Genomic DNA, 23,315 nt, shown 5'->3' on the forward strand with positions numbered 1-23,315 from the left:
GCGTCCCTTTCGGGCGTCCACAGCCTGTCCCACCGATCCGTCCTTCACACCCGATCCCCGCATCACCGATCCACTCCCCAGCCCAAGCCCCCGATGCTCGCGGGAAGGCGATACCCTGTCCGGTTTCTTGGAATGCGAAACATTTTAGCGACGTGAGGCCAAGGCGGAAATGCCGAAAGTGGTGACGGAATGTTTCGTTGCCGCAATGAGGGAGGGTGCGTATGTCGCGCCGGAAGCGTTACCGGTAACGGAACTGCTGCGGAAAGCGTTACCAGTAACGACTTTCCGGTACAGAAACTCTCTATTTCAATGGTTCAGGTCCCGCCTTTGCCCTTTCGACCCGACTGCCGATCCGCTAATAAGAAGGCCATCCAGAAGACGGGCACGCGATGCAGGGGGAACAGATGGCCGATCCGACCGCCGTCGCCACACGGAAATCTTCAGGCAAACCGGCAGGTAAATCAACCGGCAAGCAGGCCGACCGGAATGCCGCTGAGCCGGTACAGATGGCTGCGCAGAAGCCTGCCCGCTGGGTGGTTTACAGCGCGCCCAAGGGCGGAACCGGAAAGACCACCAGCTGCAAGAACACCGCGGTGGCGGCCGCCAAGGACGGCATGCGCGTCGCGACGCTGGATTTCGATCCGCAGCGCACCCTGGGCCAGTGGCATGAACTGCGCCGCCCGCACGACGTCGCCGCCATCGACCATTATGAAGGCACGCTGGAGGAGATCGACGCGGCGCTTTCCCAGATCGACCCTACTCGCTACGACGTGATCTTCATCGACACGCCGCCGTCGGTGGAACTCTATCCCGAAGCGACCAAGATCCTGCTGCGCCGCGCCGACCTCGTTCTGGTGCCGACCGGGGTCGGACGTTTCGACAAGATGAGCGTCATCCCCTGGATGGAGTTCCTGCGCGATTATGGCCGCCCCGCCGCCTTCCTGCTGAACCGGGTCAAGCGCCGGTCGGTCAGCCTGCGGGAAGCGAAGCTGGAGCTTGGCCGGGTCGGCCGGCTGGTCCCGCACGAGGTGCCGGACATCGAGGACATGCACCGCGTCGACGACATCGGCTGCTCCATCGTCGATGTCGGCGCGGTGAACGGCGCCGACGAATGCCTGGGCGCCTGGTACTTCATCCGGCACGAGTTGGGGATCTGACCATGGCCAACGTGAAATCCTTCATGAAGAAGGTGGCGGAACAGGGCAAGGCCGCTCCCCAGCCGGCTGCCCAGCCCGCGTCGCCCGCCCAGGCGCCCACCGTGCCCTCTCGGACCACCGCGGCCGTGGCGCCATCCAAGGCCGACCGGCGGGCATCGGACATCAGCGACGCCATCGTGCCCTGCCACACCCGGCAGGAATTCGCCCAGGAAATCCGCTATCACTGGAACCGCAGCCGCAAGGAATTCCTGTCGATCGGCCGGTATCTGAACCGTGCCAAGGAAATCCTGCCGCATGGCGACTTCGAGGCGATGATCGAAAGCGACATGCCGTTTTCGGTCGAGACCGCCTTTCGCTTCCGCGCGGTGGCGGAGGCGGTGGACACCGGGCGGCTGTCGCTGGACGTGCTGCCGGGTGCGGAGAGCGTCGCCTACCAGATCGTCACCATGACCCCGGACGAGCTGGAGCGGGCGAAGGCACAGGGGCTGATCCGTCCCGACGTGACCCGCCGCCAGTTGATCGACTTCAAGCGCTCGCTGCGCCCGCCGAAGGACGTGACGCCGAACGACAGGCGCCGCCAGCTTCTGGCCGAGTATGCCCGGTTGCGCGCCCGCATGGCGGAGGTTCGCGACGAACTGCGGCGCGACCACGGCATCGACCCGGAGCATGACCACGGCCGGCCGGGGCGAACCGGCGTCACCATCGATGTAGAGGCGGAGGATGTCGGCACGGAACCGGGCGGCGCGTCGTAAGGTTGGCTCAGTTCCGGTTGGACATGTGGGAACCGGGCGCACCACCGCCATCGCCCCGGCGTGGCGACGATCCGCCGCCCAGTAGGTCGGTCAGCGCCCGGAAATCGCGCTGGAAGTTGCTGAAGAAGTCGCCATTGCCGCTGCCGCCGCCGCTGGTTCGGGAAGCCCGCGCGGGCGATGCTTCCATCGCATGGGTTTCGCTGTGGCTGGAGCCGCGGTTGGATGCACGGATCCGCCGCTCCGGGACCTTCGGCTTTCGTGGCGGCGTCAATGCGGGTAGGGGAGGGGCGTCGGGCAGGGCGGCGATCTCCGGCGCGCGGGCGAAGGCATCGCCGCACAGGCCCTGGTCGGCTGCCTGCTCCAGCCGGTTAGGGTCCAGAAGCCAGCAGTCGAAGGCGCCGGTCTGGGGCTTTGCCGGCGCCTGAACCGCCACCGGCACGGGGGGCTGCGGAGCGGGGGAGGGCAGGGGGGCCTCAGCCTCCGGCGCGGACAGCAGCGGTTCCGCGGCAGCCGGCAGCGCCGCAGCCGCGACAAGGACGGCGAGCATCGCCGCCGCAGCCGCTTCCATCGCCGCCTCGCTCCAGTTCCCCGTCCGGCCCTCGCCCGGCATCGCCCGTCCTTTCGTTCTTCGCAGTCGTCAGGAACGCCGCATCCCTCAACAGATAAACGCAACAGGCGGTAGCTTCGTCCACGCGAAATGGGGGCGGTAGCCGGAAGATGCGGTACCCCTTCGGGGCATGCTCTTTCGGTGCACCCACTCGCGCCGGGTGCGGCGTTGTCGCAGGGACGGCTTGGCGCTCTTGTCAGGTGGGCGGGTTGATGGGACAGTTCGGCCCCAGCTTCACCAGCGAGAACGGACGGCGGCGCCGGCGGATATGGCCGATTTCAACTGGAACGACCTGCGATTCTTCCTGGCGGTGGCCCGCGCCGGCACACTGACCACGGCGGCCCAGCGCCTGCGTGCCGACCACACCACGGTCAGCCGCCGCATTTCGGCGCTGGAGGATGCGCTGCGCGTCACCCTGTTCGAGCGGCGTCCCAGCGGCTTCACGCTGACCCCGCAGGGCGAGCGGCTGAAACAGACCGCCGAGGTGATGGAGAGCGCGGCCTTCCTCGCCCAGGGCATGGTGGCGGACGGCGATCTGGCGCTTGCCGGGGCGGTGCGCATCGGGGCGCCGGACGGGTTCGGCAGCTGTTTCCTGGCGCCGCGTATCGGCGCTTTGTGCGAACTCCATCCGGAGCTGGAGGTGCAGCTGGTCGCCATGCCGCGCGTCTTTAGCCTGTCGAAGCGCGAGGCCGACATCGCCATCAGCCTGTCGCGCCCGCAGGAAGGGCGGCTCTATGCCCGCAAGCTGACCGATTACCGGCTGGGGCTGTACGGCACCGCCGCCTATCTGGAGGCACGGCCACCGATCCGCAGCCGCGCCGACCTGCGCGGCCATTCCTTCATCGGCTATATCGACGACCTGATCTTCGCGCCCGAACTGGACTATGTCGAGACGATCGGGGAGGTGGCGCCGCGCATCAAGAGCAGCAGCCTGGTCGCCCAGCTGAAGGCGACGCAGGCCGGCGCCGGGCTGTGCATGCTGCCGGCCTTCATCGCCGGCGGAGAGCCCGATCTGGTGCCGGTCCTGCCGGAGGAGCTGACGATCACCCGGTCTTTCTGGCTGATCGTGCATGAGGATCTGCGGTCGCTGGCCCGCATCGCCATGACCGCGGACTACATCGCCGATCTGGTCCGGCGGGAGCAGGCGCTGTTCCTGCCCCCACCGGCCATTTGATTTTCTGGGTGTGGCTCAGCCTTCGCCGCGCAGCATGCGGATGATGCCGGAGAAGTCGGTGCCGCCTTCGCCTTGCGCGTTCATCATGGCGTAGAGCTGCGCCGCCGCCGCACCCAGCGGGGTGGGGGCGCCGGCGCTCTGCGCCGCTTCCTGGGCCAGCTTCAGGTCCTTCAGCATCAGCGCCGCCGCGAAACCGGGCTGGTAATCGCGGTTGGCCGGGCTGGTGGGGACCGGGCCGGGGACCGGGCAATAACTGGTCAGCGACCAGCACTGGCCTGACGAGGTCGACGACACGTCGAACAGCGCCTGATGCGACAGCCCCAGCTTCTCCGCCAGGACGAAGGCCTCGCAGACGCCGATCATCGAGATGCCGAGGATCATGTTGTTGCAGATCTTCGCCGCCTGACCGGCACCGGCGCCGCCGCAATGGACGATCTTCTTGCCCATCGCCTCCAGGATCGGGCGGGCGCGTTCGAAGGCTTCCGCCTCGCCGCCGGCCATGAAGGTCAGCGTGCCGGCCGCCGCACCGCCGACGCCGCCCGACACCGGCGCGTCGAGCGAGGCCGCGCCCTTGGCGGCGGCCAGCGCATGGGCCTTGCGGGCGGAGTCCACGTCGATGGTGGAGCAGTCGATCAGCAGCGTGCCCGGCTTCACCACCGCGACGATGCCCTTGTCGCCGTCATAGACGCCCAGCACATGCTTGCCGCCCGGCAGCATGGTGACGACCACCTCCGACGCGGCGGCGATGGCCGCAGGGGACTCGCCGATGGTGACGCCCGCCGCCTTGGCCGCGTCGATCGCGGCGGTGGACAGGTCGAACCCCACCACCTGATGCCCCGCCTTCACGAGGTTCGCGGCCATCGGGCCGCCCATGTTGCCCAATCCGATGAAACCGATCACCGCCATCGTCGCGTCTCCCGTTGGTTTGGTTTTTTGGGTGCTTCCCCCTCTCCCCCCCGGGGAGAGGGTCGGGGTGAGGGGGATGCACATGCTGGATTTGGTGAGGAATGGAAGGTGCGCGGTTCTTGAAGATCCACGCCGCGCGACCCCCTCACCCTAACCCTCTCCCCAGGGGGGAGAGGGGATTGGGTGTCGTGTCGTGTTGGTCAGGCCATCCGCCCGATCTCGCTGCGCGAGACGATCAGGCGCATGATCTCGTTGGTGCCTTCCAGGATTTGATGCACCCGCAGGTCGCGGACGATCTTCTCCACGCCGTAATCGGCCAGATAGCCGTAGCCGCCGAACAGCTGCAGGGCGTTGTTCGCCACCTCGAAGCCGGTGTCGGTGGCGAAGCGCTTCGCCATGGCGCAGAGGCGGGTCGCGTCCTTGCTCTTGGCGTCCAGCGCCGAGGCGGCGCGGTGGACGAAGGTGCGGGCGGCCTCCAACTCCGTCGCCATGTCGGCGATGCGGAACTGCAGCGCCTGGAAGCGGTCGAGCGACTGGCCGAAGGCCTTGCGCTCGCTCATATAGGTCAGCGCCTTGTCGAGCGCGGCCTGGGCGCCGCCGATGGAGCAGGCGGCGATGTTGATGCGGCCGCCGTCCAGCCCCTTCATGGCGAACTTGAAGCCCATCCCTTCCTGCCCCAGCAGGGATGATGCGGGGACACGGGCGTCCTCCAGGATGACGGCGCGGGTCGGCTGGGCGTTCCAGCCCATCTTGTGCTCGTTGGCGCCGAAGGAGAGGCCGGGGGTGTCCTTGGGGACCAGGAAGGCGCTGATGCCGCCGGGGCCGTCCTCGCCGGTGCGGGCCATGACGAGGTAAAGGTCGGAGCTGCCGGCGCCGGAAATGAACTGCTTGGCGCCGTTCAGGACGTAGCTGTCGCCGTCGCGCACCGCCCTGGTGCGCAAGGCCGCGGCGTCGGAACCGGCATTGGCCTCGGTCAGGCAATAGCTGGCGAGCCATTCCATGGTGCAGAGCTTCGGCAGCCAATGGGCCTTCTGCTCGTCATTGCCGAAATTATCCACCATCCCCGCCACCATGTTGTGGATGGAGATGTAGGAGGCGATGGTCGGGCAGCCTTGGCTCAGCGCCTCGAAGATCACCACGGCGTCGAAGCGGCTCAAGGCCGAGCCGCCATGGTCCTCCGACACATAGATGCCGCCCATGCCGAGTTCGCCGGCGGCGCGCAGCGTGTCGACGGGGAAATGCTTCTTCTGGTCCCACTCGACGGCATTCGGCGCCAATTCGTCGCGGGCGAAGGACAGCGCCATGTCGCGGATGGCGACCTGGTCTTCGGTCAGTTCAAAGGACATGCGTCACCTTCCTCCAAATCACCCCCACCCCCGGGCGCGAGCGAAGCTCGCGCCCGGGGGTGGGGGGATATGTTAACCCATCACTCCATGGTCGGAATGACGAAGCTGGCGCCTTCCTTGACGCCCGAGGGCCAGCGGGAGGTGACGGTCTTGGTCTTGGTGTAGAAGCGCACCGCATCGGGGCCGTGCTGGTTCAGATCGCCGAAGCCCGAACGCTTCCAGCCGCCGAAGGTGTAGTAGGCCAGCGGAACCGGGATCGGAACGTTGATGCCGACCATGCCGACATCGACACGGGATGCGAAGTCGCGGGCGGCGTCGCCGTCGCGGGTGAAGATGGCGACGCCGTTGCCGTACTCGTGATCGTTCGGCAGGGCCAGCGCCTCTTCGTAGGAGTCGGCGCGGACGACGGAGAGCACCGGGCCGAAGATCTCCTCCTTGTAGATGCGCATGTCCGGCTTGACCTCGTCGAACAGGCAGCCGCCCATGTAGAAGCCGTTCTCGTAGCCCTGCATGCTGAACTCGCGGCCGTCGACCGCCAGCTTCGCGCCTTCCTTGACGCCGATATCGACGTAGGACTTCACGCGCTCCAGATGTTCGCGCGTCACAAGCGGGCCGAAATCGGCGCTGCTGTCGGTGGAGGGGCCGACCTTCAGGCCTTCCACCCGCGGGATCAGCCGCTCCATCAGGGCGTCAGCGGTCTTCTTGCCGACCGGCACGACGACGGAGATCGCCATGCAGCGCTCGCCCGCCGCGCCATAGCCGGCGCCGATCAGCGCGTCGGTCGCCTGGTCGAGGTCGGCGTCCGGCATCACCAGCGCGTGGTTCTTGGCGCCGCCGAAGCACTGGACGCGCTTACCGTTGGCACAGCCGCGGTTGTAGATGTATTCGGCGATCGGGGTGGAGCCGACGAAGCCCACCGCCTTGATGTCGCGGTCGTCGAGGATGGCGTCCACCGCCACCTTGTCGCCGTGGACGACGTTCAGGATGCCCGCCGGCAGGCCGGCCTCCAGCATCAGCTCGGCCAGCTTGACCGGCACGCCCGGCGTACGCTCCGACGGCTTCAGGATGAAGGCGTTGCCGCAGGCGATGGCCGGGGCGAACTTCCACATCGGGATCATGGCCGGGAAGTTGAACGGCGTGATGCCGGCGACCACGCCCAGCGGCTGGCGCATCGAATAGATGTCGATGCCGGGGCCGGCGCCGTCGGTGAACTCGCCCTTCAGCAGGTGCGGGATGCCGCAGGCGAACTCCACCACCTCAAGACCGCGCTGGATGTCGCCCTTGGCGTCGACGATGGTTTTGCCATGCTCCAGCGACAGCAGCAGCGCCAGTTCGTCGTAATCGCGCTGGACGAGGTCGAGGAAGCGCATCAGCACGCGGGCGCGGCGCTGCGGGTTGGTGGCGGCCCAGCCGCGCTGCGCCTCCTTGGCGTTCTCCACCGCGGCGCGCATCTCTTCCACGCTCGCCAGCGGCACGCGGGCGCGCACCTCGCCGGTCATCGGGGAGTAGACGTCGGCGAACCGCCCCGACTTTCCGGAAACCAGCTTGCCGCCGATCAGGTGCTGAAGTTCGGTGGTCATCCTATTGTCCTCCCATGGGATTGTTTGTCACCATGTGGACCTGACCGGCTCTGCGGATCGACCCGAAACTTTGCGCAACGGTTGTGCAGGAATGCGGCAAGGGTCCCGGCGGCGGCGGGCCGGGACCCTTGCCCTGGCATCAGTCGGCCTTTCCCCCGCTGGACCTCTGCCCGCTCATGGCGGCAGCGGCGAGGGCCTGCGCCTCGCTCGCCTCCTTCAGTCCGGCCTCGCGGCGTTCGCTGTAGCGGCTGGTCAGATAGTCGCTGCGGTCGCGCACCAGCAGGGTGAACTTGACCAGCTCCTCCATCACGTCCACCACGCGGTCGTAATAGGGAGAGGGCTTCATCCGCCCGGCCTCGTCGAACTCCTGATAGGCCTTGGCGACGGAGGACTGGTTGGGGATGGTCACCATCCGCATCCAGCGCCCCAGCACGCGCATGGCGTTGACCGCGTTGAAGGACTGCGAGCCGCCGGACACCTGCATCACCGCCAGCGTCCGCCCCTGCGTCGGCCGGACGCCGCCGCTTTCCAGCGGCAGCCAGTCGATCTGGCATTTCAAGATGCCGGTGATGGTGCCGTGGCGTTCCGGGCTGACCCACACCTGGCCTTCCGACCATTGCGACAGGGCGCGCAGCTCCGCCACCTTGGGATGGTCGGCCGGCACGCTGTCGGGCAGCGGCAGGCCGTGGGGGTCGAAGATGCGGGTTTCGGCCCCCATGCGGCGGAGCAGGCGGGCCGATTCCTCGGCCAGGAAGCGGCTGTAGGACCGCTCCCGCAGCGAACCGTAGAGCAGCAGGATGCGCGGCGGGTGGGTCGACGGCCGCGCCGGCGTCAGCCTGTCGAGGTCCGGCGTGTCGAGATAGGGCTCGTCCAGGCTGGGGAAGGAATCGTGTTCGCCGTGATGGACATCATGCATGGGTGCGTCCCTCGTACCAGGGCTTGGTCGCCTTGACGATCTTCACCACAGACAGCATCACCGGCACCTCGACCAGCACGCCGACCACGGTGGCGAGCGCGGCGCCGGAGCCGAGGCCGAACAGGCTGATGGCGGCGGCGACCGCCAGCTCGAAGAAGTTGGAGGCGCCGATCAGCGCCGCCGGTGCCGCCACGCACCATGCCACCCCGAACCGACGCGACAGCCAATAGGCGAGGCCGGCGTTGAAATAGACCTGGATCAGGATCGGCACCGCCAGCAGGACGATGACCAGCGGCTGCGCCAGGATCTGCTCCCCCTGGAAGCCGAACAGCAGCACCAGCGTGGTCAGCAGCGCCACCAGCGAGACCGGCTGGATGAGGTCCAGGGTACGCTTCAGAGCGGCCTCGCCGCCGGTCGCCAGCAGGCTGCGGCGCCACAGCTGGGCGGCCACCACGGGGATGACGATGTAGAGCAGCACCGACAGCAGCAGCGTGTCCCACGGCACGGTGATCGACGCGACGCCCAGAAGCAGGCCGACCAGCGGCGCGAAGGCGAAGACCATGATGATGTCGTTCAGCGCCACCTGGCTCAGCGTGTAGTGCGGCTCGCCCTCGCACAGGTTCGACCAGACGAAGACCATGGCGGTGCAGGGGGCGGCGGCCAGCAGGATCAGGCCGGCGATATAGGAGGAAATCTGGTCCTGCGGCAGCAGCGGGGCGAACAGGTTGCCGATGAACAGCGTGCCCAGCAGAGCCATCGAGAAGGGCTTGACCGCCCAGTTGATGAACAGCGTCACGCCGACGCCGCGCCAATGCTCGCTGACCCGCCCCAGCGCGCCGAGGTCGATCTTCAGCAGCATCGGCACGATCATCAGCCAGATCAGCACCGCAACCGGCAGGTTGACCTTGGCGACCTCAGCCGCGGCGATGGCCTGGAAGACGCCGGGCACCAGATGGCCGAGCGCGATGCCGGCGACGATGCAGAGCGCGACCCAGACGCTGAGATAGCGCTCGAAAAGCCCCATGGCGGGGCGGGCCGCCGGGGCGGCGTGGATGTCGGTGGTCATGATCGGTTGTCCGTCAGGAGGCTTTGCCGATGCGCTGTCCGGCGGCGTCGACGACCTGCTCGCCGTCTTCCTTGGCGAAGGCGCCGCGCTGGGCATCGGGGAGGATGTCGAGAACCGCTTCGGACGGGCGGCACAGCCGCACGCCGAGCGGCGTCACCACGATCGGCCGGTTGATCAGGATCGGGTGGGCCATCATGGCGTCGAGCAGTTGGTCGTCGCTCAACGACGGGTCGCCGAGCCCGAGCTCGGCAAAGGGCGTGCCCTTCTCGCGCAGCACGGCGCGCACCGGCACGCCCATGCGGCGGATCAGGTCGGCCAGCTCGTCACGCGTCGGCGGCGTCTTCAGATACTCGATCACCGTCGGCTCGACGCCGCTGTTGCGGATCAGCGCCAGCGTGTTGCGCGAGGTGCCGCAGGCTGGGTTGTGGTAGATGGTCACGGGCGTCATCGCGCGGCCTCCGCGGCGGCGGACGCCTGCCCCATGTCGTCCAGCTTGCGCTTCAGCGCCAGACGGTCGAGCGAGGCGATGGGCAGGCTGACGAAGGCCTGGATGCGGCGCTGGATCTGCCCGAACACCGTGGCGGTGAAGGCGGCCTTCTCCGCATCGGTGCCCTGGGCGCCGGACGGGTCGGGGAAGCCCCAATGGGCGGTCATCGGCTGGCCGGGCCACACTGGGCAGACCTCGCCCGCCGCGTTGTCGCAGACGGTGAAGACGAAATCCATGTGCGGGGCGTCGGGGGCGGCGAACTCGTCCCAGGTCTTGGAGCGCAACTCCGCGGTCGGGAAGCCCAGCCGTTCCAGCAGGTCGCGGACATAGGGGTTGATGCGCCCGGACGGCTGGCTGCCGGCGCTGAAGCCGCGGAAGCGGCCCTTGCCCTCGCGGTTCAGCAGGCATTCCGCCATGACGCTGCGGGCGCTGTTGTGGGTGCACAGGAACAGGACGTTGTAGACGCGGTCGGTCATCGCGGGGTCGCCTTTCCGGGCTGTGGAGATGCGCGGCGGTTGGGGGCGGGGTGTCAGGCGTCGTGGTCGCATCCGCCGGGACCGCACGAAACCGCCTGGGTCAGGTCGGTGGAGCAGAGTTCCGGGCGGCCCTGGCAGCAGTCCTCCATCAGGAAGGCGATCAGCCGGCGGGTGCCCTCATAGTCGGACGCGTAGAAGATCTGACGCTGCACCCGCCGGGAGCGGAGCAGGCCGGCGCGTTCCAGCGTCGCCAGATGGTGGGACAGGGTGGAGGCGGGGACCCCCACCTGCTGGGCGAGATCGCCGGCCGTCAGCCCGTTCGGCCCCACCGTGATCAGCAGGCGGAACACGGCCAGTCGGGTTTCCTGGGCGAGAGCGGCGAAGGCGCTGGTGGCTGCTTTCATTTCCATTATTCGACGATAGTCGAAATGATGAGGCCCTGCAAGTGACGGTCCTGTGAAGGCCGTGGAGGCGCCTTGGGGGCGCCTGGGGAATACCCTAACGTGCGGGAAGACTTGCGGCGCCGCGGCGCTTATAGTGCGCCCTCGCTTCCGGGCCGGGCCATCCGGTGCGGGAGGCGGGGATTGCCGAAGAACGGCGAAGCGGAACAGACATGACCAGCCACGAAGACGTCTTCGACACGCCGCAGGCACGGCAGCCGACCATCCTGTCGGTCTACAACCAGAAGGGCGGCGTCGGCAAAACGACCACCTCGGTCAACCTCGCCCTGACGCTGGCCGCGCTGGGCAAGAGCGTCGTCCTGATCGATTTCGACCCGCAGAGCAGCGCCACCAGCAACTTCCTGCTGCGCGACAAGGCGAAGGTCGGCATCAACGACCTGCTGCGGCAGGAGACCTTCGTCGAGGATGCCATCACCCCGACCGCCTTCGACGGGCTGTCGATGATCGTCGGCGCGCGCAAGCTCTATTCGCTGGAACATGCGCTGGACAGCCGCGGCGGGTCGCAGCGCGGCCTGCGCAAGGCGCTGCATTTCTCGCGCAACCCGCCGGATTACGTCGTCATCGACTGCCCGCCGGCTCTCGGCCATCTGGCAGCCGGCGCGCTGGCGGCGTCGGACCGGCTGGTGGTGCCGGTGTTCCCCGGCCGCTATGCGCTGGACGGGCTGCGCCGCACCCTGCAGGTGGTGGAGCACATCCAGAACGGGCTGAACCCCAACCTGTCGCTGGCCGGCATCCTGATGCTGTCGATCACCAACGACGAGGTGGGACGCGAGTCGCTGACCCAGCTGCGCAACGAGTTCCCCGAGCTGATGTTCCGCACGGCCTTCCCCTATGACGTGGACGTGGTGAAGGCCACCTACCGCCGCATGCCGGCGGCGATCTTCACGCCGGAGGGGCGGACCACCGCCCGTTTCGTTGCCCTGGCCTGGGAGATCATCCACGGCCGCGGCAAGACGCCCGACGACGCCCAGCTGAAGCCGGCGCTGGAGCGCATCCAGTCATGGCACGAGGCGACCGACACCTCCTACAGCGCGCGGCGCGCCTCCTCTATCGACGAGGCGGACGAGCCGTCGGGCAGCGGGGGCAACGGCGCCCGTCAGGCGGAGCGCGCGCAGTCCGGCCGCGGCGGGATGGGGGCCGGCATCGTCGGGCTGGTGATCGGGCTGATCGCCGGCTTCGCGCTCGGCGCCGTGGTGGGGCAGCCGGTTCTCGGCAAGCTGCTGGCGGGCCTGGGGGGATAGGAATCCCCTCTCCCCCCGGGGAGAGGGTTAGGGTGAGGGGGAGGCGCTGCGGGGATTTTCAAGCATTGCGCACTCCCCGATCCCCACATAATCCAGCATGTGCATCCCCCTCACCCCGACCCTCTCCCCGGGGGGAGAGGTGGATCCCACGTTCAAGAAGAGGCCATCATGCTTCCTGTCGATGCCGTGCTGCGCAAGGTGGACGAGTCCTTCGAGGAGTCGGTCGGCCGGCTTTGCGAGCTTCTGCGCATTCCCTCGGTCAGCACCGACCCCGCCTATGCCGGCGATGTCCGCCGTGCCGCCCAATGGTGTGCCGACAGGCTGGCGGCGATGGGCTTCACCGTCACCCTGCACGACACTCCCGGCCATCCCATCCTGGTCGCCCATCATCCGGGGCCGGGGGCGGAGACGCCCCATGTGCTCTATTACGGCCATTACGACGTCCAGCCCGCCGATCCGGTCGAGCTGTGGAACAGCCCGCCCTTCGAGCCGGTGATCGTCGAGGCCGAGCGGGGACGCCGCGTCGTCGCGCGTGGGGCCGCCGACGACAAGGGCCAGACCATGACCTTCATGGAAGCCTTCGAGGCCTGGCACGCCGTCCACGGTTCCATCCCCATCCGCGCCACCGTACTGCTGGAGGGCGAGGAGGAGACGGGCAGCCCGTCGCTGCCGCGCTTCCTGAAGGAGCATGCGGATGAGCTGCAGGCCGACTTCTGCCTCGTCACCGACACCAACGCCTGGGATGTCGACACCCCGGCGATCACCACGCGGCTGCGCGGCCTGCTCTATCTGGAGGCCACCGTCACGGGTCCCAGCCACGACCTGCATTCCGGCCTGTTCGGCGGCGCCGTGCCAAACCCGCTGAATGTGCTGAGCGGCATCCTGGGCCAGATCCACGATGCCGACGGGCGGGTGCGCTTCGACGGCTTCTATGACGGCGTGCGCGAGCTGCCCGACGACCTGCTGGCCCAGATCCGCGGCCTGCCGCTGGACGAGGCGCAGTTCCTGGGCGCGCTCGGCCTGACCCGCAGCCATGGCGAGGCGGGGCGGACCCTGCTGGAACGCATCTGGACCCGGCCGACCTGCGACATCAACGGCATCTGGGGCGGCTACACCGGCGAGGGATCGAAGACGGTCATCCCGGCCAAGGCGTCCTGCAAGCTCAGCTGCCGTCTGGTGCCCGGCCAGGATCCGGCGGCGATCGAGGCATCGGTCCAGCGCTTCTTCGAGGAACGGTTGCCGGCCGACTGCACGGTCAGCTTCCGCCGCTTCAGCTCCTCGCCCGGCATCGAGGTGCCGACCGACACGCCGTGGATGCAGGCGGTGCGCGGCGGGCTGAAGGAGGCGACGGAGCGCGACGGCGTGCTGATCGGCGGCGGCGGCTCGATCCCCATCGTCGGCTGGTTCCGCGAGTATCTGGGGCTCGACACCATCCTGGTCGGCTTCGGGCTGGACGACGACCGCATCCATTCGCCGAACGAGAAGTTCGAACTGAAATGCCTGCGTAACGGTATCCGCAGCCATGCGGCAATATTGGGGCGTTTGGCGGCCGGGCGGGTTGGCTGAAGCCTGGGCGGGACATAAATCACCCGGACCGGCGGCAGGGGAGGGGCCAAGGCCCAATCCCTGCCGCCATCGATTTGATCGAGACGGGAATTCGCATGTCCGCCCTGTTCACGCCCTTCACGCTGAAGGACGTCACCCTGCGCAACCGCATCGCGGTTCCGCCGATGTGCCAGTACAGCGCCGTCGACGGCGTCATCAACGACTGGCATCTCGTCCATTATCCCGGCCTCGCCCGCGGCGGCGCCGGTCTGGTGATCGTCGAGGCGACGGCGGTGTCGCCGGAAGGCCGCATCACGCCGGGCTGCACCGGCCTGTGGAACGACACCCAGGCCGAGGGCATGGCGCGCATCGCTGCCTCCATCGCCGCGGCCGGCGCCGTTCCCGGCATCCAGATCGGCCATGCCGGACGCAAGGCCAGCGCCAACCGCCCGTGGGAGGGCGACGACCACATCGCCGACGGCGATCCGCGCGGCTGGGACACCATCTCTCCGTCGGCCCTGCCCTTCGGTGCCAATCTGCCGAAGGTGCCGAAGGCAATGACGCTGGACGACATCGCCCGCGTCCGCGCCGACTTCGTGGCCGCCGCGGTGCGCGCCCGCGATGCCGGCTTCAAATGGCTGGAGCTGCATTTCGCCCACGGCTATCTCGGCCAGAGCTTCTTCTCGCTGCACGCCAACACGCGCACCGACCGCTACGGCGGCGATCTTGCCGGGCGCAGCCTCTTCCTGCTGGAGACGCTGGCGGCGGTGCGCGAGGTATGGCCGGAGAACCTGCCGCTGACCGCGCGCTTCGGCATGATCGAGTATGACGGGCGCGACGAGGAGACGCTGGCGGAGTCGATCGAACTTGTCCGCAACTTCCGTGCCGGCGGCCTTGACCTGCTCAACGTCAGCGTCGGCTTCTCCACCCCCGACGCCAACATCCCCTGGGGATCGCCGTTCCTGGCGCCGGTCGCCCAACGGGTGCGGCGAGAGGCGGAGCTGCCGGTGGCGGCGGCCTGGGGCATCGACGCGCCGAAGGTCGCCAACCGCACCGTCGCCGACGGGCAGCTGGATCTGGTGATGGTCGGCCGCGCCCATCTGGCCGACCCGCACTACCCCTACCGCGCCGCCAAGGAACTGGGCGAGGACCGTCCGTCCTGGGTGCTGCCGGCGCCCTACGCCCACTGGCTGGAGCGCTACCGCGCCACCGACGCGGCCGAGTGAGGTTCTAGGTTGGAGGATCCCCCCTCTCCCCCCCCCGGGGAGAGGGTCGGGGTGAGGGGGATGCATAGCGTGGAGTTGGTGGGGATCGGGGGGCGCGATGCTTGAAGATCCTCGTCTTGCGTCCCCCTCACCCTAACCCTCTCCCCAGGGGGAGAGGGGATTGGGAGTCGCTCAACCGGCCTCCGCGGCGGAGGAGGCGCTCCACAAATTGATGCCGGCGTCGGCGACGGCGTGGGTGTCGATCTCCGCCAGTTCCTCCGGCGAGAAGGACAGGTTGTTCAGCGCGTCGAGCGAGTTGTCGAGCTGCTCCACGTTGCGGGCGCCGATCAGGGCGGAGGTCACGCGCGGGTCGCGCAGCACCCAGGCGACGGCCATCTGCGCCAGCGTCTGGCCGCGCCGCTGGGCGATGGCGTCCAGCGCCCGGATGCGCTCCAGATTCTCCGGCGACAGGAAATGCGCCCGCAGGGTGCCGCCCTTGGCGGCGCGGGCGTCTGACGGCTGCCCGCCGAGATACTTGTTGGTCAGCATGCCCTGGGCCATCGGCGAGAAGGCGATGCAGCCCATGCCGAGATCCTCCAGCGTCTCCAGCAAGCCGCCTTCAACCCAGCGGTTCAGCATGGAGTAGGAGGGCTGGTGGATCAGGCAGGGGGTGCCCAGTTCCTTCAGGATCCCGGCTGCCCGCCGCGTCATCTCCGGCGAGTAGGAGGAGATGCCGACATACAGCGCCTTGCCCTGGCGGACGATGTGGTCCAGCGCGCCCATCGTCTCCTCCAGCGGGGTGCGGGGATCGACGCGGTGCGAATAGAAGATATCGACATAGTCGAGGCCCATCCGCTTCAGGCTCTGGTCCAGGCTGGAGACCAGATACTTGCGGGAACCCCAGTTGCCGTAGGGGCCGGGCCACATCTCGTAACCGGCCTTGGTCGAGATCACCATCTGGTCGCGGTAGGGGCGGAAATCGGTGGCGAGGATGCGGCCGAAATTCTCCTCCGCCGAGCCCGGCGGCGGGCCGTAGTTGTTGGCGAGGTCGAAATGGGTGACGCCGCGGTCGAAGGCCCGGCGCAGCACGGCGCGCCCGGTCGCGAACACGTCGGTGCCGCCGAAATTCTGCCACAGCCCCAGCGAAATGGCCGGCAGGTCGAGCCCGCTGCGGCCGGTACGGCGATAGCTCATGCCCTCGTAGCGCTGCTCGGCGGCAAGGTAGGGCGGCTGCATGGCGTTCTCCCGATGTGAGTCGAAGTGATATATCAGGATAGGGCGCTGGTGGGACCCTGCGCAATGGCGCGGCGGGTCATATCACTCCCGGTCTTGCCGACCAGACGGCGTGGCGCAGACCTTGCGCACGCAGCCGCGCAGCCAGCGATGGGCCGCGTCGGCGTCCAGCCGCGGGTGCCACAGTAGGGAGACGGTGACCTCCGGGGCGGGAAAGGGCAGGGCGAAGCTGTGGAGCCCGGCGCGCAGGCCCGCTGTGTGCCGTTCGGGAACGCTGACGATCAGGTCGGTGCCGCGCACCAGCGCCAGCGCCGCGGCGAAGCCGCCGACCGTCGCGACCACGGTGCGCTGCAGGCCCAGCCGGTCCAGCGCCTCGTCCACAAGCCCACGGTCGTCGCCGCGCCGGGACACCAGCACATGCCGGCCGGCGGCATAGCGGGCGGCGGTGATCTCGCCCGTGGTCAGCGGATGGCCGGGGCGGACGACGCCGATGAATCGGTCGTGGAACAGCGCCTGGGCGCGCAACTCCGGTCCGCTGTCCTTGACGACGACCCCGGTTTCCAGATCGACCGAGCCGTCGCGCAAGGGGCCGCTGTCCTTGTCCGGCTTCGACAGGAAGCGGATGCGGACGCTGGGAGCCTCGCGCGCGACGCGGGTGAGCAGGGCGGCGCCGTAGCTCTCCACGAAGCCGTCGCTGGTCCGCAGGGTGAAGGTCCGGGAGAGTTGCCCCAGGTCGAGGTTCTCGGCTGGGCGCAGAGCCGCCTCCGCCTCCTGCACCAGTTGGCGCACGCGGTCGCGCAGGTCGAGCGCGCGGGGCGTGGGGACGAGGCCGCGCCCGGCCCTGACCAGCAGCGGGTCTCCGGTCGCCGCGCGCAGCCGCGCCAGCGCCCGGCTCATCGCCGACGGGCTGAGCCGCAGCCGCCGCGCGGCACCGGCGACGCTGCCCTCCGCCAGCAGGGCGTCCAGGGTGATCAGCATGTTCAGGTCGGGTGCGGTCATGCGCCGGATCGTATCACGACTCGCCCCGATCGCCGCTGCCGGGATATGGCGTCGGATGCACGAATACAATGCGGATGCTGCGCGTTCCGCCATGTCACCCCGCGTCCTAGCCTTGGCGCCTGTCCTGGATGAAGGAGGGTGTCATGAGACAAGCGCTTGCACAGGGAGATGAGGTCGCCGCAACAGGCGGGACGATCCGCTGGGGGCTGGCCGGTCTGGCGCTGGCGACGCTGTTGTCCTCGCTCGGCACCAGCATCGCCAATGTCGGCCTGCCGGCGCTGGCGCTGGCGTTCGAGGTGCCGTTCCGCGAGGTGCAGTGGGTGGTGCTGGCCTATCTGCTGTCGATCACCACGCTGATCGTCGGGGTGGGGCGGCTGGGGGACATGGTTGGGCGGCGGCGCCTGCTGCTGGTGGGGATTGCGCTGTTCACGGCGGCGTCCGTCGTGGCCGGTGCGGCATCCGGCCTGTGGATGCTGGTCGCCGCAAGGGCGGTGCAGGGGCTGGGGGCGGCGGTGATGATGGCGCTCGCCACCGCCTTCGTCGGCGACACGGTGCCCAAGGCGCGGATCGGCCGGGCGATGGGGCTGATGGGAACCATGTCGGCGCTCGGCACCGCGCTCGGCCCTTCGCTGGGCGGCGTGCTGATCGCGGGGTTCGGCTGGCCGGCGATCTTCCTCGTCACCGTGCCGCCGGGTGTGGCGGCCTTCCTGCTGGTGAGGCGGCACCTGCCGGCCGACCGGGTGGAGACGGGACGCGGGCAGGGGACATTCGACATCGCCGGCACGCTGATCCTCGCGCTGACGCTCGCGGCCTATGCGCTGGCGATGACCGGCGGGCGCGGCTGGCTCGACTCCGTGCTGTTGCTGGCGGCGGCCGGTGGGGTGGGGCTGTTCCTGGCGGTGGAGAGGGTGGTGGAGGCACGGACGGCGTCGCCGCTGCTGCGGATCGGCATGCTGCGCGACCGGGCGCTGTGCGGCCGTCTGTCGATGAGCATGCTGGTGGCGACCGTGCTGATGGCGACGCTGGTGGTGGGGCCGTTCCACCTCGCCCGCGCCTTGGGGCTGGGAGCGGCGGCGGTGGGGATCGTCATGTCGGCGGGACCGCTGGTGGCGGCGCTGACCGGCGTGCCGGCCGGCCGGCTGGTCGACCGGTTCGGCGCGGAGAGGATGACGATCCTGGGACTGAGTGCGGTGGCGGCCGGCTGCGTCCTGTTGGCGCTGCTGCCGGCGACGCTCGGCGTGGCCGGGTATGGTGTACCGATCGCCGTAGTCACCGCCGGCTATGCGCTGTTCCAGACCGCCAACAACACGGCGGTGATGGCGGATGTGGAGAAGGACCGGCGCGGCGTGGTGTCGGGGCTGCTCAATCTCTCGCGCAACCTGGGGCTGATCACCGGCGCCTCGGCGATGGGTGCGGTGTTCACGTTGGGAGTGGGGGCGGGGGTGGGGGCGGAGGTGGCCACCGCGGCGCCGGACGCCGTCGCGGCCGGAACCCGGACGACCTTCGCCGTCGCGGACGGGCTGATCGCCGTGGCGCTCGCCATCGCCGTCGGGATGGTTCGGCGGCGGTAGGCGCCGGTTCGGAGGCCCGATGATCGCGACAATGCCACCATGACAATCCCGCTGGTTGCCTGTGGCTTGTCATGCAGACCATCCGCAGACGCGAACCAATCCCGGACGGGCCGATGAAATCCTTCGTATCTCAAGGGTTTCTTCGGCCCGGTGGGAGTCCGATTCCCTCCTGTGGCCGAAAAGATACATCCGACATCGGAAATGTAATGGTGACAATGTTCCGTTTGACCCCGCCGATTACGTCTCCATAATCCTGATTGTCTCGATTGTTCGAGCAATGTGCGCCAGATTATGGAGGATCCGATGCGCCATACCGACGTGACCCGCAGTTCCGGCACTTTCACGGCAGCCCCGGGCGCCGTCCCGGCCGCCGACCGCGTCACCCGTGTCGCCTCGCGCCCCCTCTGGCGGTTGCTCGACGTGTTGTTTTCCGCGTTGGAACGGCGCAAACAACGCCATGCATTGATGGGCCTCGACGACCATCTGCTGAAGGACATCGGCGTCAGCCGGTCCGAGGTGGAGCAGGAGGTGTCGAAGCCGTTCTGGCGGGGATGAGACGATGGCCAATGAATCCATTCACGGCGACGCCATCCGGATCGACTACGCGGTCGAACCGGACCTGACTGCGGACGATTTCATCGACGTTCTGGAACGCTCCGGGCTGGCCGAACGCCGGCCCGTGGGCGACCGCCCGCGGGTGGAGGCGATGCTGCGCAATGCCGGCCTGATCGTCACCGCAAGGGCCGACGGACGGCTGGTTGGCGTCGCCCGGTCGATCACCGACTTCGTCTATTGCTGCTACCTGTCCGATCTTGCCGTGGACCGCGCCCTGCAGGGGCGCGGCATCGGCAAGGAGCTGATGCGCCGCACCCGCGACGCGATGGGGCCGGGCACCATGTGCCTGCTGCTGTCGGCGCCCAAGGCCATCAGCTTCTACGAGCAGGCCGGGCTGAAGCGGCACGAGCAGGCCTTCCTGTTCACCGATCTGGAATAAGACCTTGGAATAAGACAAGGGGGGAGCATCGCCGCCATGCCCGACATCATGAGCAACAGCGTGGCCGACACCACGGGCCTCGCCATCTCCTACGCCGACGTGGCGGCTGCGGCGGAGCGGATCGCCGGCGTCGCCCACCGCACGCCGGTGCTGACCAGCCGCACCGCCGACACGCTGACCGGCGGCGAGCTGCTGTTCAAGTGCGAGAATTTCCAGCGCACCGGCGCCTTCAAAATCCGCGGCGCCTACAACGCCATCGCCCGCTTCACGCCGCTGCAGCGCGCGGTCGGCGTCGTCGCCTATTCGTCCGGCAACCACGCCCAGGCAATCGCGCTGGCGGCGTCGATGCTGCGGGTGAAGGCCACCATCGTCATGCCGATGGACGCCCCGGCGGCCAAGCTGGCGGCGACCCGCGGCTATGGCGCCGAGGTGGTGCTGTACGACCGTTATGCCGAGCCGCCCGACGCCGCCGTCGCCCGCGTGCTGGAAGAGCGGGGCGGCACCTACATCCCGCCCTTCGACCACCCGCATGTGATGGCCGGCCAGGGCACCGTCGCCAAGGAACTGATCGAGGAGGTTCTGGCGAGTGGCGGCGCGCCGCTGGACCTGCTGGTGGTGCCGACCAGCGGCGGCGGGCTGCTGGCCGGCTGCGCGGTGGCGGCGAAGACGCTGAACTCCGGCTGCCGCGTGATCGGCATCGAGCCGGAGGCCGGCAACGACGCCCAGCAGAGCCTGCGCAGCGGCGGCATCGTCCGCATCGAACCGCCGAAGACCATCGCCGACGGCGCCCAGAGCCGTGCGGTCGGCCAATTGACCTTCCCGGTGATGCAGCGGCTGGTCGACGACATCGACACGGTCACCGACGACCAGCTGGTCGATGCCATGCGTTTCTTCGCCAGCCGGATGAAGATGCTGGTGGAGCCGACCGGCTGCCTCGCCGCCGCCGCGGTGCTGTCCGGCAAGCTGGATGTGCGCGGCAAGCGCGTCGGCATCGTCGTCACCGGCGGCAACGTCGACCTCTCCCGCTTCGCCGCGCTGGTTCAGGCGGGCTGACTCGCCTCTCCCCCAAGACGTAAGGAACGCTCGCCATGACCGGGAAAGCCATGCGCCTGCCCATCTATCAGGTCGATGCCTTCACCGACCGCGTCTTCGCCGGCAACCCGGCGGCGGTCGTGCCGCTGGAGTCCTGGCTGCCCGACGCGCAGATGCTGGCCATCGCGGCGGAGAACAATCTGGCGGAAACCGCCTTCTTCATCCGCAGCGGGGATGATTACGAACTGCGCTGGTTCACCCCGGCGGTGGAGGTCGATCTGTGCGGCCACGCCACGCTGGCGACCGCCTTCGTCATCTCCACCATCCTGGAGCCCGGCCGCGAGCGCATGGACTTCGCCACCCGGCAGGCCGGCACGCTGACGGTCACCCGCGACGGCGACCGCTACACGCTGGACTTCCCCAACCGTCCCGCCAGCCCGGCGGAACGCCCCGACCCCAACCTGCTGGCGGCGCTGGGCTGTCCGGCTCCGGTCGAGATCCTGAGCGGGCGCGACTATCTGGTGGTGTACGAGACGGCCGACGCGGTGCGGGCGCTGGCGCCGGACATGGCGCTGTTGTCGAAGCTCGACCTGTTCGCGGTCTGCGTCACCGCGCCGGGGGACGGCGGCGTCGACTTCGTGTCGCGCCTGTTCGCACCGGCCCAGGGCATCCCGGAGGATCCGGTCACCGGCTCCACCCACTGCATGCTGACCCCCTATTGGGCGGAGCGGCTGGGCAAGACCGTGCTGACGGCGCGTCAGGTCTCGGCCCGCGGCGGCGACCTGCTGTGCGAACTGGCCGGCGACCGCGTGAAGATCGGCGGGCAGGCGGTGCTGTATCTGGAAGGCTCCATCCTGGTGTGAGGCTGCGATGACCGTTCGGTTCGAGCGCGTAGCACCCATTTTGCCGGTCCGGGACGTGGGTGCGGCGCTCGCCCACTATCAGCGTCTTGGCTTCGCCGTTACCGCTTATGACGATGCCTCGGCGGCTCCCGTCTATGGGTTTCTCGATCGGGATGGCGTGAGCCTGCATCTGGCACTGGTTCCGGACCTCGATCCGGAACGCTCGGTCGTCGCCTGCTATCTCTATGTCAGCGACGCCGACGCGCTTCATGCGGCGTGGCAGGCGGCTGGCGTTCGTGGACGCCTGACCGCGGTGACCGACACGCCCTATGGCCTGCGCGAGTTCGCCCACATCGACCCGGACGGCAACCTGCTGCGCGTCGGGGCAGAGGCACGGAGGGATGGCGATGGCTGAGGACACGGTCCTTCTGTTTTCTTACGGCACCTTGCAGCAGGAGAACGTGCAGATGGCGTCCTTCGGCCGGCTGTTGGCCGGGCGGGCGGACTCCATGCCGGGATACCGCAGCGACATGCTGGAGATCACCGACCCGGAGGTGATCCGCACCAGCGGCAAGCGCTTCCACCCCGTGGTCAGCGAGAGCGGCGACCCGGCGGACGAGGTCGCCGGCACCCTGTTCGAGATCACCGCGGAGGAATTGGAGGCTGCTGATTCCTACGAAGTCTCGGATTACAGGCGCGTCATGGTCCGGCTGACGTCGGGGGCGGAGGCCTGGGTCTACGTCAAGGCGTGAGGGAAGGGAGGCGCCTTACGCCTCCGTCTCCATCTTCTGTTCCACCGCGGCGGCCTTGATCGCCTTCTGCAGCTTTTCGAAGGCGCGGACCTCGATCTGGCGGACGCGTTCGCGGCTGATGCCGTATTTCTGCGACAGATCCTCCAGCGTCGTCGGCGCCTCGCGCAGGCGGCGTTCGGTCAGGATGTCGCGCTCGCGGTCGTTCAGCGCGGTCATGGCATTGGCCAGCAGCTTGCGGCGCTTGCCCAGTTCCTCGCGGTCGGCCAGCGTGATTTCCTGGCTGGCGGTCTCGTCGACCAGGAAATCCTGCCATTCGCCCTCGCTCTCCGCCCGCAGCGGCGCGTTCAGCGAATGGTCGGGGCTGGCGAGGCGCCGGTTCATGTTGACGACGTCCTGTTCCGGCACGTCCAGCTTGGTGGCGATGGCGTGGACCTGTTCGGGCGACAGGTCGCCTTCCTCGATCGCCTGCATCTGGCCCTTCAGCCGGCGCAGGTTGAAGAACAGCTTCTTCTGGGCCGCCGTCGTGCCCATCTTCACCAGCGACCAGCTGTGCAGGATGTATTCCTGGATCGCCGCGCGAATCCACCACATGGCGTAGGTCGCCAGCCGGAAGCCGCGGTCGGGATCGAAGCGCTTGACCGCCTGCATCATGCCGACATTGCCTTCGGAGATCAGTTCCGACAGAGGCAGGCCGTAGCCGCGGTAGCCCATCGCGATCTTGGCGACCAGCCGCAGGTGGCTGGTGACGAGCTGGTGGGCGGCGCCGGAATCCTCATGCTGCTGCCACCGCTTGGCCAGCATGTATTCCCGCTGCGGCTCCAGCATCGGGAACTTGCGGATTTCCTGGAGATAGCGGGACAGATTGCTCTCGGACCCGATCGCCGGAAGGTTGGACGCCGTCGCCATAGTTCTAAAACCCCCTTTATGACGGCCGGTGGGCGCAGACATGAATTCATGCGCACACTGCCGTTCT

General features: G+C 68.6%; 25 protein-coding genes. 13 read left to right on the forward strand and 12 right to left on the reverse strand.

What is annotated here, in order from left to right:
* Positions 1-506: 506 nt before the first annotated feature.
* Together ACWPKK_RS24975 and ACWPKK_RS24980 are read left to right on the forward strand one after the other, a co-directional pair.
* A complete protein-coding gene (locus tag ACWPKK_RS24975) occupies positions 507-1,157 on the forward strand; it encodes a ParA family protein (RefSeq protein ID WP_452009783.1) in 651 nt (216 codons plus the stop codon).
* Between the two features lie 2 nt (positions 1,158-1,159).
* On the forward strand, positions 1,160-1,909 hold the full coding sequence (locus ACWPKK_RS24980) for a DUF3102 domain-containing protein (protein ID WP_452009785.1): 750 nt from the start codon (positions 1,160-1,162) through the stop codon (positions 1,907-1,909).
* A 7-nt stretch (positions 1,910-1,916) separates the two neighbouring features.
* Here the strand turns inward: ACWPKK_RS24980 and ACWPKK_RS24985 are convergent, their stop codons facing one another.
* The gene (locus tag ACWPKK_RS24985; protein ID WP_452009788.1) at positions 1,917-2,519 is read right to left on the reverse strand and encodes a hypothetical protein; all 603 of its coding nucleotides are present in this window, start codon (positions 2,517-2,519) and stop codon (positions 1,917-1,919) included.
* A 265-nt stretch (positions 2,520-2,784) separates the two neighbouring features.
* On the opposite strand from ACWPKK_RS24985, the gene ACWPKK_RS24990 reads away from it, so the two are divergent.
* Complete coding sequence (locus tag ACWPKK_RS24990; protein WP_452009790.1) at positions 2,785-3,690, forward strand: LysR family transcriptional regulator; 906 nt, start codon at positions 2,785-2,787, stop codon at positions 3,688-3,690.
* A 15-nt stretch (positions 3,691-3,705) separates the two neighbouring features.
* Here the strand turns inward: ACWPKK_RS24990 and mmsB are convergent, their stop codons facing one another.
* From mmsB to ACWPKK_RS25030, 8 genes are all read right to left on the reverse strand, one after another.
* Positions 3,706-4,596 (reverse strand): 3-hydroxyisobutyrate dehydrogenase, encoded by an 891-nt coding sequence (mmsB, locus tag ACWPKK_RS24995; protein ID WP_452009793.1) that lies wholly within the window; start codon positions 4,594-4,596, stop codon positions 3,706-3,708.
* 200 nt (positions 4,597-4,796) lie between these two features.
* On the reverse strand, positions 4,797-5,942 hold the full coding sequence (locus ACWPKK_RS25000) for an isobutyryl-CoA dehydrogenase (RefSeq protein ID WP_452009795.1): 1,146 nt from the start codon (positions 5,940-5,942) through the stop codon (positions 4,797-4,799).
* Positions 5,943-6,022: 80 nt separating this feature from the next.
* Positions 6,023-7,522, reverse strand: coding sequence for a CoA-acylating methylmalonate-semialdehyde dehydrogenase (locus ACWPKK_RS25005; protein WP_452009798.1), 1,500 nt, complete (start codon positions 7,520-7,522; stop codon positions 6,023-6,025).
* A gap of 139 nt (positions 7,523-7,661) precedes the next feature.
* Positions 7,662-8,438 (reverse strand): arsenical resistance protein ArsH, encoded by a 777-nt coding sequence (arsH, locus tag ACWPKK_RS25010; RefSeq protein WP_452009801.1) that lies wholly within the window; start codon positions 8,436-8,438, stop codon positions 7,662-7,664.
* Positions 8,431-9,462 carry an ACR3 family arsenite efflux transporter gene (arsB, locus tag ACWPKK_RS25015; RefSeq protein WP_452010755.1) on the reverse strand — a complete coding sequence of 344 codons (1,032 nt, stop codon included), beginning with the start codon at positions 9,460-9,462 and terminating at the stop codon, positions 8,431-8,433. The genes arsH and arsB overlap by 8 nt, the downstream gene beginning before the upstream one ends.
* A gap of 55 nt (positions 9,463-9,517) precedes the next feature.
* Positions 9,518-9,952, reverse strand: coding sequence for an arsenate reductase (glutaredoxin) (gene arsC, locus ACWPKK_RS25020; RefSeq protein ID WP_452009804.1), 435 nt, complete (start codon positions 9,950-9,952; stop codon positions 9,518-9,520).
* A complete protein-coding gene (locus ACWPKK_RS25025) occupies positions 9,949-10,467 on the reverse strand; it encodes an arsenate reductase ArsC (RefSeq protein WP_452009806.1) in 519 nt (172 codons plus the stop codon). Before ACWPKK_RS25025 ends, arsC begins: the two co-directional genes overlap by 4 nt.
* Before the next feature lie 53 nt (positions 10,468-10,520).
* Positions 10,521-10,877, reverse strand: a complete 357-nt coding sequence (locus tag ACWPKK_RS25030) for an ArsR/SmtB family transcription factor (RefSeq protein WP_452009809.1) — start codon at positions 10,875-10,877, stop codon at positions 10,521-10,523.
* 203 nt (positions 10,878-11,080) lie between these two features.
* Between ACWPKK_RS25030 and ACWPKK_RS25035 the strand changes: the two genes are divergently transcribed.
* From ACWPKK_RS25035 to ACWPKK_RS25045, 3 genes are all read left to right on the forward strand, one after another.
* Entirely contained in the window at positions 11,081-12,169 is a 1,089-nt protein-coding gene (locus ACWPKK_RS25035; RefSeq protein ID WP_452009811.1) for a ParA family protein, read from the forward strand.
* 168 nt (positions 12,170-12,337) lie between these two features.
* Positions 12,338-13,735, forward strand: a complete 1,398-nt coding sequence (locus ACWPKK_RS25040) for a M20/M25/M40 family metallo-hydrolase (RefSeq protein ID WP_452009813.1) — start codon at positions 12,338-12,340, stop codon at positions 13,733-13,735.
* Positions 13,736-13,830: 95 nt separating this feature from the next.
* A complete protein-coding gene (locus ACWPKK_RS25045; RefSeq protein WP_452009816.1) occupies positions 13,831-14,940 on the forward strand; it encodes an NADH:flavin oxidoreductase/NADH oxidase in 1,110 nt (369 codons plus the stop codon).
* Between the two features lie 171 nt (positions 14,941-15,111).
* Here ACWPKK_RS25045 and mgrA read toward each other — a convergent pair whose 3' ends face one another.
* Both mgrA and ACWPKK_RS25055 read right to left on the reverse strand, forming a co-directional pair.
* The gene (mgrA, locus tag ACWPKK_RS25050; protein WP_452009819.1) at positions 15,112-16,155 is read right to left on the reverse strand and encodes an L-glyceraldehyde 3-phosphate reductase; all 1,044 of its coding nucleotides are present in this window, start codon (positions 16,153-16,155) and stop codon (positions 15,112-15,114) included.
* A gap of 81 nt (positions 16,156-16,236) precedes the next feature.
* On the reverse strand, positions 16,237-17,151 hold the full coding sequence (locus tag ACWPKK_RS25055) for a LysR family transcriptional regulator (protein ID WP_452009821.1): 915 nt from the start codon (positions 17,149-17,151) through the stop codon (positions 16,237-16,239).
* Between the two features lie 143 nt (positions 17,152-17,294).
* On the opposite strand from ACWPKK_RS25055, the gene ACWPKK_RS25060 reads away from it, so the two are divergent.
* The 7 genes from ACWPKK_RS25060 to ACWPKK_RS25090 all read left to right on the forward strand — a co-directional run bounded on the left by ACWPKK_RS25060 (position 17,295) and on the right by ACWPKK_RS25090 (position 22,342).
* Complete coding sequence (locus ACWPKK_RS25060) at positions 17,295-18,722, forward strand: MFS transporter (protein WP_452009824.1); 1,428 nt, start codon at positions 17,295-17,297, stop codon at positions 18,720-18,722.
* 303 nt (positions 18,723-19,025) lie between these two features.
* Positions 19,026-19,277 carry a DUF1127 domain-containing protein gene (locus ACWPKK_RS25065; protein WP_452009826.1) on the forward strand — a complete coding sequence of 84 codons (252 nt, stop codon included), beginning with the start codon at positions 19,026-19,028 and terminating at the stop codon, positions 19,275-19,277.
* 4 nt (positions 19,278-19,281) lie between these two features.
* A complete protein-coding gene (locus tag ACWPKK_RS25070) occupies positions 19,282-19,716 on the forward strand; it encodes a GNAT family N-acetyltransferase (protein WP_452009829.1) in 435 nt (144 codons plus the stop codon).
* Positions 19,717-19,752: 36 nt separating this feature from the next.
* Positions 19,753-20,769: a threo-3-hydroxy-L-aspartate ammonia-lyase gene (locus ACWPKK_RS25075; protein WP_452009831.1), complete on the forward strand. Its 1,017-nt coding sequence runs from the start codon at positions 19,753-19,755 to the stop codon at positions 20,767-20,769.
* A 35-nt stretch (positions 20,770-20,804) separates the two neighbouring features.
* Positions 20,805-21,611, forward strand: coding sequence for a PhzF family phenazine biosynthesis protein (locus tag ACWPKK_RS25080; protein ID WP_452009834.1), 807 nt, complete (start codon positions 20,805-20,807; stop codon positions 21,609-21,611).
* Between the two features lie 7 nt (positions 21,612-21,618).
* Positions 21,619-22,005 carry a bleomycin resistance protein gene (locus tag ACWPKK_RS25085; RefSeq protein WP_452009836.1) on the forward strand — a complete coding sequence of 129 codons (387 nt, stop codon included), beginning with the start codon at positions 21,619-21,621 and terminating at the stop codon, positions 22,003-22,005.
* Positions 21,998-22,342, forward strand: a complete 345-nt coding sequence (locus tag ACWPKK_RS25090; protein WP_452009839.1) for a gamma-glutamylcyclotransferase family protein — start codon at positions 21,998-22,000, stop codon at positions 22,340-22,342. Before ACWPKK_RS25085 ends, ACWPKK_RS25090 begins: the two co-directional genes overlap by 8 nt.
* Before the next feature lie 15 nt (positions 22,343-22,357).
* On the opposite strand, the gene rpoH is transcribed toward ACWPKK_RS25090, so the two are convergent.
* Positions 22,358-23,248 (reverse strand): RNA polymerase sigma factor RpoH, encoded by an 891-nt coding sequence (rpoH, locus tag ACWPKK_RS25095; protein WP_194912457.1) that lies wholly within the window; start codon positions 23,246-23,248, stop codon positions 22,358-22,360.
* Positions 23,249-23,315: the final 67 nt, after the last annotated feature.

Source organism: Azospirillum largimobile (assembly GCF_977007025.2).